This is a genomic window from Mycolicibacterium holsaticum DSM 44478 = JCM 12374 (genome assembly GCF_019645835.1).
Lineage (GTDB): Bacteria > Actinomycetota > Actinomycetes > Mycobacteriales > Mycobacteriaceae > Mycobacterium > Mycobacterium holsaticum.
Genome location: NZ_CP080998.1, coordinates 3,111,598 through 3,128,028 on the forward strand (window position 1 = coordinate 3,111,598; position 16,431 = coordinate 3,128,028).

The 16,431-nt window shown below is 67.9% G+C and carries 15 protein-coding genes; 3 read left to right on the top strand and 12 right to left on the bottom strand.

Annotation, left to right across the window (positions count from 1 at the left end):
• Positions 1-39: 39 nt before the first annotated feature.
• Complete coding sequence (gene hisS, locus K3U96_RS14985) at positions 40-1,299, bottom strand: histidine--tRNA ligase (protein WP_069404001.1); 1,260 nt, start codon at positions 1,297-1,299, stop codon at positions 40-42.
• Positions 1,296-1,961 carry an MBL fold metallo-hydrolase gene (locus tag K3U96_RS14990; RefSeq protein ID WP_069404022.1) on the bottom strand — a complete coding sequence of 222 codons (666 nt, stop codon included), beginning with the start codon at positions 1,959-1,961 and terminating at the stop codon, positions 1,296-1,298. Before K3U96_RS14990 ends, hisS begins: the two co-directional genes overlap by 4 nt.
• Before the next feature lie 103 nt (positions 1,962-2,064).
• Between K3U96_RS14990 and K3U96_RS14995 the strand changes: the two genes are divergently transcribed.
• Together K3U96_RS14995 and K3U96_RS15000 are read left to right on the top strand one after the other, a co-directional pair.
• Complete coding sequence (locus tag K3U96_RS14995) at positions 2,065-2,949, top strand: peptidylprolyl isomerase (protein ID WP_220690230.1); 885 nt, start codon at positions 2,065-2,067, stop codon at positions 2,947-2,949.
• A 4-nt stretch (positions 2,950-2,953) separates the two neighbouring features.
• The gene (locus tag K3U96_RS15000; RefSeq protein ID WP_220690231.1) at positions 2,954-3,988 is read left to right on the top strand and encodes a peptidylprolyl isomerase; all 1,035 of its coding nucleotides are present in this window, start codon (positions 2,954-2,956) and stop codon (positions 3,986-3,988) included.
• A gap of 9 nt (positions 3,989-3,997) precedes the next feature.
• Here the strand turns inward: K3U96_RS15000 and K3U96_RS15005 are convergent, their stop codons facing one another.
• The 9 genes from K3U96_RS15005 to yajC all read right to left on the bottom strand — a co-directional run bounded on the left by K3U96_RS15005 (position 3,998) and on the right by yajC (position 14,264).
• On the bottom strand, positions 3,998-4,573 hold the full coding sequence (locus K3U96_RS15005; RefSeq protein WP_069403998.1) for a carboxymuconolactone decarboxylase family protein: 576 nt from the start codon (positions 4,571-4,573) through the stop codon (positions 3,998-4,000).
• Complete coding sequence (locus K3U96_RS15010) at positions 4,570-4,884, bottom strand: carboxymuconolactone decarboxylase family protein (RefSeq protein WP_069403997.1); 315 nt, start codon at positions 4,882-4,884, stop codon at positions 4,570-4,572. The genes K3U96_RS15005 and K3U96_RS15010 overlap by 4 nt, the downstream gene beginning before the upstream one ends.
• A gap of 84 nt (positions 4,885-4,968) precedes the next feature.
• Positions 4,969-6,141 (bottom strand): MSMEG_1130 family ribosome hibernation factor, encoded by a 1,173-nt coding sequence (locus K3U96_RS15015; RefSeq protein ID WP_069403996.1) that lies wholly within the window; start codon positions 6,139-6,141, stop codon positions 4,969-4,971.
• A gap of 25 nt (positions 6,142-6,166) precedes the next feature.
• Positions 6,167-8,527, bottom strand: a complete 2,361-nt coding sequence (locus K3U96_RS15020; protein WP_069404021.1) for a RelA/SpoT family protein — start codon at positions 8,525-8,527, stop codon at positions 6,167-6,169.
• Between the two features lie 46 nt (positions 8,528-8,573).
• The gene (locus K3U96_RS15025) at positions 8,574-9,170 is read right to left on the bottom strand and encodes an adenine phosphoribosyltransferase (RefSeq protein ID WP_084222940.1); all 597 of its coding nucleotides are present in this window, start codon (positions 9,168-9,170) and stop codon (positions 8,574-8,576) included.
• Positions 9,125-10,777 carry an ABC transporter substrate-binding protein gene (locus tag K3U96_RS15030; protein ID WP_069403995.1) on the bottom strand — a complete coding sequence of 551 codons (1,653 nt, stop codon included), beginning with the start codon at positions 10,775-10,777 and terminating at the stop codon, positions 9,125-9,127. The genes K3U96_RS15025 and K3U96_RS15030 overlap by 46 nt, the downstream gene beginning before the upstream one ends.
• 6 nt (positions 10,778-10,783) lie before the next feature.
• The gene (gene secF / locus K3U96_RS15035; protein ID WP_069403994.1) at positions 10,784-12,073 is read right to left on the bottom strand and encodes a protein translocase subunit SecF; all 1,290 of its coding nucleotides are present in this window, start codon (positions 12,071-12,073) and stop codon (positions 10,784-10,786) included.
• Between the two features lie 3 nt (positions 12,074-12,076).
• Positions 12,077-13,855, bottom strand: a complete 1,779-nt coding sequence (gene secD / locus K3U96_RS15040; protein WP_069403993.1) for a protein translocase subunit SecD — start codon at positions 13,853-13,855, stop codon at positions 12,077-12,079.
• Between the two features lie 64 nt (positions 13,856-13,919).
• Positions 13,920-14,264: a preprotein translocase subunit YajC gene (gene yajC, locus K3U96_RS15045; RefSeq protein ID WP_069403992.1), complete on the bottom strand. Its 345-nt coding sequence runs from the start codon at positions 14,262-14,264 to the stop codon at positions 13,920-13,922.
• 272 nt (positions 14,265-14,536) lie between these two features.
• Here yajC and K3U96_RS15050 point away from each other — a divergent pair, with 272 nt between their 5' ends.
• Positions 14,537-15,970, top strand: a complete 1,434-nt coding sequence (locus K3U96_RS15050; RefSeq protein WP_069404019.1) for a gamma-aminobutyraldehyde dehydrogenase — start codon at positions 14,537-14,539, stop codon at positions 15,968-15,970.
• Positions 15,971-15,973: 3 nt separating this feature from the next.
• Here the strand turns inward: K3U96_RS15050 and K3U96_RS15055 are convergent, their stop codons facing one another.
• Positions 15,974-16,282, bottom strand: a complete 309-nt coding sequence (locus K3U96_RS15055) for a cytochrome P450 family protein (RefSeq protein WP_220690232.1) — start codon at positions 16,280-16,282, stop codon at positions 15,974-15,976.
• Between the last annotated feature and the right edge of the window lie 149 nt (positions 16,283-16,431).

A 16,431-nucleotide genomic window follows, 5' to 3' on the forward strand; every position in this document is an offset into this window, starting at 1 on the left:
CGCTCGCGGGAAAAGGGTCGCGGGAAAAGGGCTCGCGGGTTACCTGAGGCGGGCGAGGACCTCGGCGAGCACATCGTCGACGGGCACGTCGACCTGATCACCGGTGGCCATGGTCTTCACCCCGAGGGTGCCTGCCTCGATATCGCGGTCACCGGCCACCAGCGCGATCGAGGCACCGGAGCGGTCCGCGGCGCGCATCGCGCCCTTGATGCCGCGGTCACCGTAGGCCAAATCCACGCGCACACCGGCGGCCCGCAACCGGGCGGCAACCACCACCAGCTTGGCCTTGGCCTGCTCACCCAGCGGCACCCCGAACACCTCGACCCGCGCGGTGCCGCCGACCGACTTGCCCTCGGCCGCCAACGCCAGCACGGTGCGGTCGACGCCGAGCCCGAAGCCGATGCCGGACAGGTCTTTTCCGCCGAGTTGACTCATCAGCCCGTCGTAGCGGCCGCCGCCACCGATCCCGGACTGGGCGCCAAGTCCGTCGTGCACAAACTCGAACGTCGTCTTGGTGTAGTAGTCCAGCCCGCGCACCATCCGCGGGTTGATGACGTAGGGCACGTCCAGCGCGTCCAGATGGGCCAGCACGCTGTCGAAGTGCTGCTTGGCGACATCGGAGAGGTGATCCAGCATCACCGGCGCCTCGGCGGTCATCTCCCGGATCGCGGGGCGCTTGTCGTCGAGCACCCGCAGCGGGTTGATCTCGGCGCGCCGGCGGGTCTCCTCGTCGAGGTCGAGCTTGAACAGGAAGTCCTGCAGCAGTTCGCGGTACTGCGGACGGCAGCTGTCGTCGCCCAGCGAGGTGATCTCCAGCCGGAAACCGTCCAGCCCCAGCGAGCGGAACCCGGCGTCGGCGACGGCGATCACCTCGGCATCCAGCGCGGGATCGTCGACGCCGATCGCCTCCACCCCGACCTGCTGCAGCTGGCGGTAGCGGCCGGCCTGCGGACGCTCGTAGCGGAAGAACGGTCCGGAGTAGCAGAGCTTGACCGGTAACGGCCCGCGGTCCAGGCCGTGTTCGATGACCGCGCGGATCACCCCAGCGGTGCCCTCCGGGCGCAGCGTCACCGAGCGGTTGCCGCGGTCGGCGAAGGTGTACATCTCCTTGGACACCACATCGGTGGACTCCCCCACCCCGCGGGCGAACAACGCGGTGTCTTCGAAGATCGGCAACTCGATGTCGCCGTAGCCGGCGCGCCGGGCGGCGTCGAGCAGACCGTCACGCACGCCGACGAATTGCGCCGACTCGGGCGGCAGGTAATCGGGGACGCCCTTGGGCGCCTGAAATTCAGTCACTGGCTCAAGCCTTCGAGGAATGGGTTGTTGCGACGTTCGAAGCCGATCGTGGACCTCTCACCGTGCCCAGGTAGTACCACGGTGTCGTCGTCGAGCACCAAGAGTTTTGTCACGATCGAGCCGAGCAGATCCCGGCCGCTGCTTCCGGGCAGATCGGTGCGGCCGACCGACTGGCGAAACAGCGTGTCGCCGGAGAACACCACCTCCTGCGGGCCCTCCGAGGCCCGGAACACCACCGATCCGCGGGTGTGGCCGGGGGTGTGGTCGACGGTGACCGTGATGCCGCCGAGTTCGAGCTTGTCACCGTCCCGGTCCAGTTCGACGACCTGCCTGGGTTCGCGGAACAGGGCGCCGAACGCGATCTGCGCTACCCGGGGCCCGAAGTCCTTGATCGGATCGGTCAGCATGTACCGGTCCTCGGGGTGGATGTAGGCCGGGCAGCCGTACATGTCGGCGACCTTCTGCGCCGACCAGATGTGGTCGATGTGCCCGTGGGTCAACAACACCGCCGCCGGGGTGAGGTGGTTCTCATCCAGGATCCGGCGCAAAGGTGCCATCGCCCGCTGGCCAGGGTCGACGACGATGGCGTCCGCCCCGGCCCGCGGTGCCAGCACGTAGCAGTTGCACGCCAACATGCCTGCCGGAAAGCCGGTGATCAACACGGCCTCCAGTTTTCCATCCCCCAACCGGGTGGGCCGCAGCGCCATCCACAGCAATGCCTGGCACACTCGTTTCCGATCAATCGACACGAGGAGGTCACGGGCGGTGCCGACCAACGAACAGCGTCGTGCCACGGCGAAGCGCAAACTCGAACGTCAACTCGAGCGTCGGGCGGAAAAGGCCCGCAAGCGGCGCATCTACGCGATCGTCGGCGGGTCCGTCGCAGCGGTGGTCGTCATCGCCGCCGTCGTCGCGACGTTCGTCATCACCAACCGTGACTCGGACACCGACACCGCGTCGGTGGCCGACACCACCGCCACGCCGACCACCTCGACGCCGGCGCCGACGGGTCAGGGCGGGCTGCCGCCGTTCGCCGCCCCGGCCGGTCTCGGTGAGAACTGCCAGTATCCGGCGACCGCGGAGCCAGCCAGCAAGCAGGCCGATCCGCCGCGCAGCGGCAAGGTGCCGACCGATCCCGCGCAGATCAGCGCCAGCATGGAGACCAACCAGGGTGACATCGGGCTGATGCTCGACAACGGCAAGTCGCCGTGCACGGTGAACAGTTTCGCCAGCCTGGCGCAGCAGGGCTACTTCAACGACACCGTGTGCCACCGCCTGACCACCAGCGACTCGCTGTCGGTGCTGCAGTGCGGTGACCCGACCGGCAAGGGCACCGGCGGGCCGGGCTACCAGTTCGCCAACGAGTACCCGACCAACCAGTACCAGCCCGACGATCCCAAGTTGATGCAGCCGGTGACCTATCCGCGCGGCACGCTGGCCATGGCCAACGCCGGGGCCAACACCAACGGCAGCCAGTTTTTCCTCGTGTACCAGGACTCGCAACTGCCGCCGAACTACACGGTGTTCGGCACCATCGACGAGACGGGGCTGGCCACGCTCGACAAGATCGCCGAGGCCGGGGTCGCCGGCGGCGGTGAGGACGGTGCACCGGCCCAAGACGTCAAGGTGACGTCGATTCTGCTGGACTGATGCGGTGAGCGCGCCGCCACCGCCACCGGGCGGCGAGTTCGGACAGCAGCCGTACGACTACCCGCCGCCGTACGGTTATCCGCCGGAGTATTACGGCTACGGGTCTGGTTACGGCTATCCCCCGCCCAGAGGCACCAACGGGCTGGCCGTCGCGTCGCTGATATGCGCGTTCGTATTCGCACCGCTGGGCATCGTGTTCGGGCACATGTCGCTGTCACAGATCAAGAAGAGCGGTGAACAGGGCCGCGACCTCGCGATCGCCGGTCTGGTGATCAGCTACCTGATCACGGTGCTGGCGGTGTTGGCGGTCGTGGTCAGCGTGCTGTTCCTGCTGTTACTGGCGAGCAGCCTGGACGACGTCGACCCGTATCCGGAGTCGCCGCGCTACGCGGCCGCCCCGGCGGCCGAGATGCCCGCGTTCGCACCGTCGGCGACACCGGGGGCCAACTGCCAGTACCCGGCGACCATCGAGCGCGCGGCCAAGCCGGTCAAACCGCCGAGCGTGGGTCGGGTGGCCACCGACCCTGCGCGGGTCAACGCGACGATCACCACGAGCCGAGGCGCTATCGGGGTGCAGCTGGACAACGCCAAGGCGCCGTGCACCGTGCACAGCTTCACCAGCCTGGCGCGGCAAGGTTTCTTCGATGACACGACGTGTCACCGGCTGGCCACCACCGCGCAGCTGCACGCGTTGCAGTGCGGCGACCCGACCGGCGAGGGCAGCGGCGGGCCGGGCTACCAGTTCCCCAATGAGTACCCGACCAACCAGTACCGGCTCAACGACCCGGCGATGCGGCTCCCGGTGAGATATCCGCGCGGCACGCTGGCGATGGCCAATGCGGGGCTGGGCACCAACGGCAGCCAGTTCCTGCTCATCTACGAGGATTCGCCGATGCCGCCGACCTACACCGTGTTCGGCACCATCGACGCCGGCGGGTTGGCGCTGCTGGAGAAGATCGCCGCCGAGGGGGTCGCCGATGGCGGCGACGAGGGTAGGCCCGCAGCCGACGTGACGATCAGGTCAGTCCGGTTTCCCTGAGCCGCACCGTTACCGGTAGCCGCGCTTCAGCAGGTACCGCGCGCCTGCGGTCATGGCCTGCGGAGTGGCGAGGTCGAAGTCGAACGCGTCAGCGAGCCGGTCGGTGATGTTGAACGCCAGGCATACTGCCAGCGCGTCCTCGATCTGCGCAGGGGTCACGCCCTGCGCCAGCGCGGCGCGGATGTCGTCGGGATCGACACGGTGCTCTCGCGTGAGCGTGCCCAGCAGACGGAGCGTGGCCCGCAGGGCCTCGTCGATGGGCGCGGTCTCCAGATCGGCGAGCGTGGCAGCGACCTTCTCGTCGTCGTCGTACCACAACCCCGACGTGGCCGAGTGTGCCGCGATGCAGAACTGGGTCTGGTTGACCTTCGACACGAACGCCGCCATCAGCTCGCGGTCGCCGATCGACCAGTCCGAAGGTCCGCGCATCGCCTCATGGGTGAGCGCACCGGCGCCGTAGAACTCCGGGCGGTACATCGCCAGCTTCACCGCGTCGACGACAGGCTGCCGCGAGACCACCCGCACCAACTTGAACAACGCCTTGGTGCGCAGCCGGTGGCCGTGCTCGAGGACGTTGAGCCTCATCGTTTCCCGCCTTGGGTCGCGTCGGTCAGTGCCGCCAAAGCGCTTTCGTACTGGCGGCTCGCCTGTCCGACGGCGGCGCACACAACGATTTCGAAAACCTGATCCTCGCTGAGACCCGCGGCGCGCACGGCGGCGACGTCCTCGTCGGTCACCTGGTGCGCGTGGTGGGCGACCTTGTCGATGAGGGTGCGCACCGGTTCGGCAAGTTCGGCGTTGTCGAAGGCGGCGCGGCGCAGCGCCGCCGGGGCGTGTCCGTTGCCGCCCAGGATGCGGGCGGTGAGCGCGCGATGCAGTTCGGTTACGTCAGACATTTCACTTGCCACAATGGCACGACCGCTTGAGCCTGACCGGCGCGTCGAGGATGAAACCGCACACTCGGCGAAGAAGTCGAGCCGCTACCAGCGCAGCAGCGCGCCGATGCCGTCGACCTCGGTCAGTGCGCCGTCGGCCGCACCCTCGACGGGGGTGATCCACGCCCCGATCTCGAGTGCCCGCTCGACCAGCCGTTCGGTCAGCCGCGGCTCCGCGGTGACCTGCGTACCCGCAGGGGCCTCCTCACCGGCGTAGAGCAACCCGTTGGCGTCCACCGAGCCCACGTAGCGGACCTCCGGGTCGTACACCAGATGCGCGACCCGGCCGTCGTTGAGCGCCCCGGCCACCTCCGACAACCCCAACACCCCGGTTTTGGTCCCGGCGGCGTCGCGCACGTCGGTCAACAGTTGTTGCTCGTACTCCTTGTGCTCGGTGTGCAGGCGTTCGGTGAGCATGCGCGCCAGGGAGGTGTCGTCGACGCCGCTGAGCACCCGGGAGTCGGTAAGCACCGTGTCACGAACGGTCGCCGGAAACCTCGAGACCGCCGCCTCCGTGAAGGCGTCGCCACCGGAGACCAGGATCCGCTGCCAGCCGTGTTGCTCGGCCAACCCCACGGCGGTTTCGACGACCTGATCCAGGAACCGCTGGCTTCGCTCGCGTTCGCGCGCCTTGCGCTGTTCGCGCACCGGGGTGTTGAACTGTCCGGCCGGGCCGCCGCCGATCTGACCGGCACGCTCATGTGGCGCCTGGACATACTCGTTCTCCATCGACTGCACCGTGCGCAGCGAACCCATATGCCACTCGAGCAGGCGGGCGTTCTCGGCGGTGATGACGACGACGCCCGCCCTGCGGCCTTCGTCGAGCAGTTCGAGCAGCGGGTGGATGAACGGGCCGCTGTCCAGCACCAGCCGATTGGGCACCGGCATCGCACTTTCGAGCTGCAACGTCCAGTCACCTGCCAGCGCGGCGAAGGCCATGCGACCGCGGCCCGATACGGCCGGGGTCATCAGGGTTTCGATCTGCGGCCAAAGCCGCTCGAGGGCGGTGGCCACATCGCGGCCGCGCTCGAAAGCGCCGTCCTCGGCGACCCGGCGCTGCAACTCGCGAAACCGATTCTTGAGGTCGATGGCGGCAGCGGCGAGGTTCGGGTCCTCGCTAGGGTCGGCGTTGACGTAGACGGACAACACGCCGAGTTCGTCCCCGCGCCGGGTGAGATCTCGCAATCCTGCGTCGTCGAATTGTTCGACCAAGACCACGGTTCTCACCCTTCAGCTGGCGATTTCAGGCCGCCGACGTCACCCGGTAGACGTCGTAGACACCCTCGACATTACGCACCACGTTGAGCACGTGCCCCAGATGCTTGGGATCACCCATCTCGAAGGTGAACCGGCTGATCGCCACCCGGTCGTTGGAGGTCGTCACCGATGCCGACAGGATGTTCACCTTTTCGTCGGCGAGCACCCGCGTCACATCCGACAGCAGCCGGTGGCGGTCCAGGGCTTCGACCTGAATGGCGACCAGGAACACCGACGACGGCGACGGCGCCCACAGCACCTCGATGATCCGTTCTGACTGTTCCTGCAGCGACGCGGCATTCGTGCAGTCGGTACGGTGCACGCTGACCCCGCCGCCGCGGGTGACAAAACCCATGATGTTGTCGCCCGGCACCGGCGTGCAGCACTTGGCCAGTTTGGTCAGCACCCCCGGCGCGCCGGGCACCGCGACGCCGACATCCTCGGAGCTGCGCTGGCGCACCGGCATCGTGGCCGGAGTGGACCGTTCGGCCAGTTCGTCGACGGCTTCCTCGTCACCGCCGAACTGGGCCACCAGCCGCTGCACGATGTGCCGCGCCGACACATGGCCCTCGCCGATCGCGGTGTACAGCGCCGATACGTCCGCATACCGCAGATCTCTGGCCAGACCGGACATCGACTCGGCACTCACCAAGCGCTGCAACGGAAGTCCGCCGCGGCGTACCTCACGGGCGATCGCGTCCTTGCCCGCCTCCAACGCCTCCTCGCGGCGCTCCTTGGCGAACCACTGACGGATCTTGGCCCGCGCACGCGGCGACACCACAAAGGTCTGCCAGTCGCGCGACGGTCCGGCGTTGGGCGCCTTGGAGGTGAAAACCTCGACGACTTCCCCGTTTTCGAGTTTGCGTTCCAGCGCGACGAGCCGGCCGTTGACCCGCGCGCCGATGCACCGGTGCCCGACCTCGGTGTGCACCGCGTAGGCGAAGTCCACGGGGGTCGATCCGGTCGGCAGGGTGACCACGTCGCCCTTCGGGGTGAACACGAAGATCTCCTGCACGGCGAGGTCGTAGCGCAGCGACTCGAGGAACTCGCCGGGGTCGGCGGCTTCCCGCTGCCAGTCGAGCAGTTGACGCATCCACGCCATGTCGTCGATCTCGGCGGCGGCGTGCGGGTGCGGAACGCCGTTGCGGCCCTTGGATTCCTTGTACCGCCAGTGCGCGGCGATGCCCCACTCGGCGGTCTTGTGCATGTCGTGGGTGCGGATCTGGATCTCCAGCGGTTTGCCCTCGGAGCCCACGACGGTGGTGTGCAGCGACTGATACACGCCGTAGCGGGGTTGGGCGATGTAGTCCTTGAACCGCCCGGCCATCGGCTGCCACAACGAGTGCACCACGCCGAGCGCGGCGTAGCAGTCCCGGATCTCGTCGCACAGGATCCGCACCCCGACCAGGTCGTGGATGTCGTCGAAGTCGCGGCCCTTGACGATCATCTTCTGATAGATCGACCAGTAGTGCTTGGGTCGGCCCTCCACCACCGCGTTGATCTTGGAGGCGGTGAGCGTCGCGGCGATCTCGTCGCGCACCTTGGCCAGGTAGGTGTCGCGCGACGGGGCCCGGTCGGCGACCAGACGCACGATCTCGTCGTACTTCTTGGGGTGCAGGATGGCGAACGACAAATCCTCGAGTTCCCACTTCACCGTCGCCATGCCGAGGCGATGCGCCAGCGGCGCAATGACTTCCAGCGTCTCGCGGGCCTTGCGGGCCTGCTTCTCGGGCGGCAGGAACCGCATGGTGCGCATGTTGTGCAGCCGGTCGGCGACCTTGATGACCAGAACGCGGGCGTCGCGGGCCATCGCGATGATCATCTTGCGGATGGTTTCGCCTTCGGCCGCCGTACCCAGCGCGACCTGGTCCAGCTTGGTGACGCCGTCGACGAGGTGACCGACCTCGGCGCCGAACTCCTCGGTCAACGCCTCCAACGTGTAGCCGGTGTCCTCGACGGTGTCGTGCAGCAGCGCGGCGATCAGCGTGGTGGTGTCCATGCCGAGCTCGGCCAGGATATTGGCCACCGCCAACGGGTGGGTGATGTACGGGTCACCGGAACGGCGCATCTGATCGGCGTGCCGCTCCTCGGCCACCTCGTAAGCCCGCTGCAGTAACTGCAGGTTGGCCTTGGGGTAGAACTCCTTGTGCACCGCAACCAGCGGCTCGAGCACCGGGTTGACGGCGCTGCGCTGTGCCGTCATCCGTCGGGCCAACCGGGCACGCACCCGACGCGACGCGCTGGTGGATGTCTTGGGCACCTCGAGCGGCTGGGTTTCCGGCGATTGCGCGCTGGGGGGCGCCTGCACGGCCTGACCGGTGCGGGGGGTATCTCCGCTGGCAGCCATGGTCACCTCCTGTCCAGCTACAACGTCCAGACCTCGAGGATATCGTTCAGACGGTGTGCAGCGACGTCACCGGCAGGCCGGCGAGCGCGGCGCGGCCACCGAGCGCCCCCAATTCCAGCACCACCGCGGCCCCGGTGACCGTCGCACCCGCGTGTTGCAGCAGTTTCACCGTCGCGGCCACCGTGCCGCCGGTGGCCAGCACGTCATCGATGATGAACACCGAGCGCCCGGTGAGGTCGATGCCGTCGGCGGGAATCTCCAGCGCCGCCGTGCCGTATTCCAGCGAATAGGTTTCGGTGCGCACCGGCGGCGGCAGCTTGCCGCCTTTGCGGACCGCCAGCACCCCGGTGCCGAGCCGGATCGCGACCGCCGCGCCGAGCAGGAAGCCTCGCGCGTCGATGCCGGCGACCAGGTCGGCGGCCTGCGCCGGCTGCGCCAGCGCGTCGGTGACGACCGCGAGCCCGTGCGCATCGGCCAGCAGCGGCGTCAGGTCTTTGAACTGGATGCCCGGTTCCGGGAAGTCGGGCACCGCACGCAGCATCGAGGCGATCAGCCCCGACACGTCGCCGTCTGATGCGGTCGGCCCGGCGGTTCCGGTCACCGCCCCAGCGTCCAGCGGTCCATGTTCCACCCCGCACCCCATCGCGTCGGATTGCTCTGCACCGCGTACATCTTGTTCGACGTCAGCACGGTGCGCTGCTGACGGTACAGCGGAAGGGTCGGCATGTCGGCCCACAGGATGGTGCCGCCCTCGCCGAGCAGCCGGGCGGTTTCCTTGGGATCAGCCGTCGCCGCCAATGTGTCGATGATCTCGTCGATCCGCGGGTTGGAGTAGCGCGACAGGTTGTTGCCGTTGGTCGAATGCAGATCGTAGGCGTCGATCGCGGACGACCCGCTCGACCCGCTGCCCGGCGCTCCGCCGGTGGTGGCGATCAACACGTCGATTTCGTTGTTGCGCAGGGTCATCGGTCCTGTCGTCTCGGTGGCGACGTCCTGCACGGTGATCCCGGCCGGTGCACACGCCTGCGCGATGGTGCCGACGGTCGCCGCCAGCCTCGGGTTGGGGCTCTGGTACCCGATGCGCACGGTCAGCGGTCGCCCGTCCAGCGCGGCGCGGGCCGCATCGGGGTTGGCGGCGACGAACTCTTTGGCCTCGGCGGCCCCTTCGACGCCGCTGTAGGCGTCCTCGGTCGTCGGGTTCAGGCGTGCGTTGGCGATCGGCGTTCCGGCGTTGCGCGCGATCGCGTCGCGCGGTGTGCAATGGGCCAGCGCGCGACGCGCCGGGGTGGGCGCCAGCGGGCCCTGCGAGGCGAAGATCAGCTGTTCGATAGCCGCCGACGGGGTTTCGGTGCGGACGTAGTCGTCGGGCGGGTTCAGCGTGCCCGACGAACCGGTCGCGATGTCGACGACGTCGTAGGCGCCCTCGTTGACCCGGTCCTGCATCGCCTCCGGCCGCGGCCAGACGGTCACCTTGTCGGTGACCGGCGCTGTGCCCCACCACTTCTCGTTGGCGACCAGCACCACCGCACCCTCGTCGGTCACCGAGTCCAGCTTGTACGGACCCGACGACGGGAACTTCTTGAGATCCAGATCGGGGGTGAGCTTCCAGGTGCTGTTCCAGACCTGCGCGATGCGTTCGACCGTCGCGCCGTCGTTGTTGGCGACCGCGGTGGCGACCCCGCCGTCGTCCAGACCCAGCACGTCGGCGACGACGTGTGAGGGCATCATCGACGTCGCGCTGAACAGCTGGCCGTAGTCGACGAAGCCGCGCTCGGGGACAAACGACACCCGCGCCTTCTTCTGCCCCGGCGTGCAGTCGATGCCGGCGATGTCGCCGTATCCGGCGCGGCTGGCCGCGTCGAAACCGGCGAACCGGCCGGACTGCGACGCCCATGCCAGCACCATGTCGTCGCAGGTGACGGGCTTACCGTCGGAGTAGACGGCGTCGGCGTTGATCTCGTAGTCGAGTACCAGCGGGCTGCGCCCCACCACCGACACCGAACCGAAGTCGTGATCGCCGACGATCTGGCCGTCGGGTCCGTGATAGCTGAAGCCGGTCAACACGCGCGCGAACGCCTGGGGCGCACCGGAGGCCGCGCCCTCGACGGTGTTGGTGTTGTACGTGCCCAGCGGGCCGTCGACGGCGTAGTCGATGCTGTCGGCGGGGCTGCGCGAGCACGATGCCAGCCCCGCGGCGCCCAGCAACAGCACTGCCGCCAAGACGCCGGCGCGCCGGCACTGGCCAGTCATCTCCGGCTACCGCCGCCGCGTGTTGCGCTTACCCGACGGCCGTCCGGTTCGGCTGGTGGTGGGCCGTACCGGCCGTGCGCCCGGCGCCGGCTTGTCCGGTGGCGGGGTGCTGCTGGGCACCGATGCCGCCGCAACGGTCTGCGGTGCGTCGTCCTTGCCGTCGTCGGCCTCGGCGGCCTCGGTGGTGTCGATGTCGGTGTCGGTGTCGGTGTCGGCTGCCCTGGTCTCTGCGCCCTTGCGGCGGTTCATCACCCGGCGGGTGTGGTTGCGCACCTGGTCGGTGCGCTCGCGCAGCGTCACCAGGAGCGGGGTGGCGAAGAAGATCGACGAATAGGTCCCGACGATCACACCGACCAACTGCACCAGCGCGAGGTCCATCAACGTGCCCACACCCAACAGCCACACCGCCACCACCATCAGCGCGATGATCGGCAGCACGGAGATCACGCTGGTGTTGATCGAACGCATGAAGGTCTGGTTGACGGCGAGGTTGGCCTGCTCGGCGAAGGTCCGGCGGGTGGTGTGTTCGAAGCCGTGGGTGTTCTCCTCCACCTTGTCGAACACGATGACGGTGTCGTACAGCGAGAAGCCCAGGATGGTCAGCAGCCCGATCACCATCGCCGGGGTGACCTCGAAGCCGACGATCGAGTACACGCCCGCGGTGACCACCAGGTCGAACACCAGCGTGGCCATCGCCGCGAGCGACATGTAGCGCTCGTAGCGCACGGTGATGTAGATGGTGGCCAGGACGATGAAGACCACCAGGGCGATCAGCGCCTTCTGGGTGATCTGGCCGCCCCAGGTCTCGGAGACCGCCGAATCGCTGATGGCCTGCTTGCTCGGCTGCCCGTCGGGACCCGTGGGTTTGAAGGCGTCGAACAGCGCGGTGCGCAGCTGTTCGGTTTCCTCGTTGGTCAGGTGCTCGGAACGGATCTGCACGGTGGCCGATCCGCCGCTGCCGACCACCACGGTCGATTCCGGGCTCTTGCCCAGCGTCTGGCTGAACACGTCTTCGACCTGCTGCACCGAGACGGTGCCGGTCTGGGTCGTGGCCGGCATCGACACCTTGGTGCCGCCCTCGAAGTCGATGCCGAACGTGAACCCGCGCAACAACATGCTCGCCAGGCATACCGCGACGATCAGCCCGCTGATCAGGTACCACATCTTGCGCTTGCCGACGACCTCGAACGCGCCGGTGCCGGTGTAGAGCCGGACGAAGAAACCGTGCTTCGGTGCGGCGGATTCCAGGCTGGGCGCCTCGACGGCGGTCGTTTCCGATGATTGCTTTGCGGCCATATGTCAGTCCCGTCCCGTCACGCTCGCCGCCGCTCGTCGCTCTCGGGCGATCTGCTGCACCGCGCCGAGGCCGTTCAGTGCCGGTTTGGCGAAGGTCGTCGACTTCGACGCCAGATACACCAGCGGCCACGTCACCAGGAAGACGACCAGGACGTCGAGCACCGTCGTCAAGCCCAGGGTGAACGCGAACCCCTTCACCTGGCCGACCGCCAGGATGTACAACACCACGGCGGCCAACAGCGTCACCGCGTTACCGGACACGATCGTCTTGCGGGCCCTGGCCCAACCGCGCGGTACCGCCGACCGGAACGACCGCCCCTCACGTATCTCGTCCTTGATGCGTTCGAAGAACACCACGAACGAGTCGGCCGTCATACCGATGCCGATGACCAGACCGGCGATACCGGCCAGGTCGAGCGTGTAGCCGATCCATCTGCCCAGCAGCACCAGAATCGCGTAAACCATTGCGCCCGAAGCGACCAGCGACAGTGCGGTGAGCACCCCCAGCAGTCGGTAGTAGAGCAGGGAGTACAGCAACACCAGCGCCAGCCCGACCGCACCGGCGATCAGACCGGCCCGCAGCGAGGACAATCCCAGTGTGGCCGAGACGGTTTCGGCCTCTGACGACTCGAACGACAACGGCAGCGAACCGTACTTCAACACGTTGGCCAGTTCGCGCGCCGATTGCTGGTTGAACTTGCCGGTGATCTGAGTGCGGCCACCGGGGATCGCTTCCTGGATCGCGGGCGCGCTGACCACCTTGGAGTCGAGCACGAACGCGGTCTGGGTGCCGACGTTGGCGGCGGTGAAGTCGGCCCACGTCTTGGAGGCTTCGCTCTTGAACTGCAGGTCGACGACGTATTCGCCGCGCTGCTGATCCAGCCCCGAGCTGGCGGTCTCGATCTGCTCACCGTTGATGATCGACGGGGCCAGCAGGTAGACCTCGTTGCCGTCGGTCGAGCAGGTGATCAGCGGCAGGTTCGGGTCGTCGTTGCCGGCGAGCACGTCGTCCTCGCCGCAGCGGGTGGCCTGGAACTGCAACGCGAGGATCTGGATCTGCTGGTCGGTGCTCTGGCGCAACTGCTTCTCGTCGGAGATGCGTTGCTGCAGCGGCACGTCGTCGGGCGACGGCGGGGCCGGGGCCTGGGTGGGCGACGGCGGCGCCGGGGTGGGCGACGGGGTCGGCGCGGGTTGAGCGGGTGGTTCCTGCGGATACGGGCGCGGCTGCGGGGCGGGTGCCTCCGGCGGTGCCTGCCCGTCAGGCGCGGGCGGCAGCGTGGCACCGGGCTCACCCGGAGGTGCCGCGGGCATGCCGGGCATACCGGGCATACCGGTGCCGGGCATGCCGCCGGGCGGTGCGCCCTCTGGCCCTTCCGTCGGCGACTGCTGCGGCATGGGCTGGGCGGGGATGGCGTGGATGACCGGACGGATATAGAGCCGCGCGGTCTGGCCGAGGTTGCGCGCGTCGCTGGTGTCGCTGCCGGGCACCGTGATGACGAGGTTGCTGCCGTCGATGATGACCTCGGAGCCCGAAACGCCTAGCCCGTTGACCCGGTCGTTGATGATCTGTTGGGCCTGGCTGAGCGCTTCACGGGTGGGTGCCGACCCGTCGGGCGTGCGCGCGGTCAGGGTCACCCGGGTGCCGCCCTGCAGGTCGATGCCCAGCTTCGGCTCCGCATGCTTGTCGCCAGTGAAGAAGACAAGACAGTACGCGCCGATGAGCAACACCGCGAAAAGCGTCAGATAACGGGCAGGATGCACCGGCGCCGAAGACGATGCCACGTTTCAGGGTCTCCTCGAGGTCAGTTCGTGAGCACCGCAAAGCGTACGTGCTCTTGCTGAGTCCTCAGCTGTCAGTCTTGGTGTTGGGGCTCTCGGTGAGTTCGGCGGCGCTCGATTCCGCGGAGTCGGTCTCATCGAAATCGTCGTCGAGATCGTCGTCGATGCGGTCGCGCACGGCCAGCTTCATCCAGGTGGTGACCACCCCGGGGGCGATCTCCAACTCGACGTTGTCGTCGGTGATCGCGGTGATGGTGCCCTGCAGGCCCGAGGTGGTGTGGATGCGGTCGCCGATCTCAAGCGAATTGTGCAGGTCGATGGTGGCCTGCATCGCCTTCTTCTGGCGCCGCGACGCGAAGAACATGAACGCGCCCAGCACGATGAGTAGGGGTAGGAAGATGACGAGGTCCATGAAGATAAATTTCTTTCGTTAGGTCTTGCGGTCACGGCGCGCAGACGGCAGGCCAAGCGCCTCGTAAGTGACCAGTGTGCCATTGTGCCGGGTGTCGCTGATGGACGCACCTGTCCTCCGGCCCGCCAACGACGAAATCCGTCGCCGCTCGCCAGCACCGCCGGTGATCTCGTCGCCGACCCGCTGAGTTTGTGGTCGAATCGGTGTATCCGAGTCATTTTCCCGCGCCGGTCCCCGCAGATCTTTGACGACAGGAGCCCCCGATGGCCGATATGTTGCGCGTTTCGAACTTCGTCGCGGGCCAGCACGTCGACACGGCAGGCGGCGCGACTATGGCGTTGGTCGATCCCAGCACCGGCGAGAAATACGGCACCGCGCCGATCTCCGCCGAGGCCGACATCGACCGCGCGTATGGGGCGGCGTCGAAGGCGTTCGCGGACTGGAAGCGCACCACCCCGTCGGCGCGACAGAAGGCGCTGCTCGACTTCGCCGACGATGTCGAGAGCCAGGCCACCGAGCTGGTCGAGGCCGAAGGCCGCAACACCGGTAAGCCCGACCACGTCACCATGGCCGAAGAGATCCCGCCGATGGTCGATCAGATCCGGTTCTTCGCAGGCGCCGCCCGGCTGCTGGAGGGCAAGTCGGCAGGCGAGTACCTGGCCGACCACACCTCGTGGATCCGCCGCGAGCCGGTCGGCGTGATCGGGCAGGTGACGCCGTGGAACTACCCGATGATGATGGCGATCTGGAAGTTCGTACCCGCGATCGCCGCGGGCAACACCGTCGTGCTCAAGCCCAGCGACACCACCCCGGTGACGACGGTGATGCTCGCCGAGATCGCGGCACGGCATTTTCCACCCGGGGTGCTGAACGTGATCTGCGGTGACCGGGACACGGGCGCGGCGCTCATCGCGCACCCGACGCCGCAGATGGTGTCGATCACCGGGTCGGTGACCGCGGGCCGGGCGGTGGCCGTCAGCGCGGGCGGGCGGTTGAAGCGCACCCACCTGGAGCTGGGTGGCAAGGCGCCGGTACTGGTGTTCGACGACTGCGACATCGCGACAGCCGCGCAGGGCATCGCCACGGCGGGCTACTTCAACGCCGGCCAGGACTGCACCGCCGCCACCCGCGTGCTGGCCAGCGCGAAGGTGGCCGGTGAGCTGACCGATGCCCTGGCCGAGCAGGCGCACGGCGCGACGACGACCTTCGGCAAGCCGGCTGACGACGAGGACGCCTGGGTGCCGCCGGTCAACAACGCCACCCAACTGCAGCGGGTGCTCGGCTTCCTCGATGACGTGCCGCCGCACGCCGACATCGCCGTCGGCGGCGCCCGGCAGGGTGACCGCGGCTTCTATGTCGAGCCCACGGTGATCGGCGGGCTGCGCCAAGACGACCGACTGACCCAGCAGGAGATCTTCGGCCCGGTGATCACCGTGCAGTCCTTCTCCGATGAGGCCGAGGCGGTGGCGTGCGCCAACGGCGTCGAATACGGGTTGGCGTCGTCGGTGTGGACGCGCGATGTGTCGCGGGCGCTACGCGTCTCGGCGGCGCTGGACTTCGGATGCGTGTGGATCAACACCCACATCCCGTTGGTGGCCGAGATGCCGCACGGCGGATTCAAGTCGTCCGGGCACGGTAAGGACCTGTCGGCGTACGGCCTGGAGGACTACACCCGCATCAAACACGTGATGGCCTACACGGGCTGAACGTCAGAACACGCCCTCGGTCACCAGCGTGGCGACGAAGCGGTAGATGTCGTCGACGGTGAGTTCGACGCCGTCGACCTCGACGTCGATCAGGTTCGACAACAGATCGTCGGTCGGCTTCCAGCACCGCTCGGCGATCTTGACGTCGACGTACTGGTACAGGGCTTCTGCGTCGCGCGGGGACATCGGAACCGCGGCCCACCGCGCGAACATCGGCCACTCCTCTTCGGGGAAGCCGAACGCCTCGCACACCGCAGCGGCCGAATGTTGGCGTGCGGCAACGGAACTGGTGATGCCAGGCCGTTCGGGCATGCTGGCCTCCTCGGAAATCTGAGCAAGTGACTATCGGCACAACGTTTAGATAGGCACGCTATCTTCCGAAAACCGGCGCCACCGTCACGCAGATCACATGACACGGGTGAACCTCGTCGCCATCGATGTGGTGGTGCGACCTGCGTCAC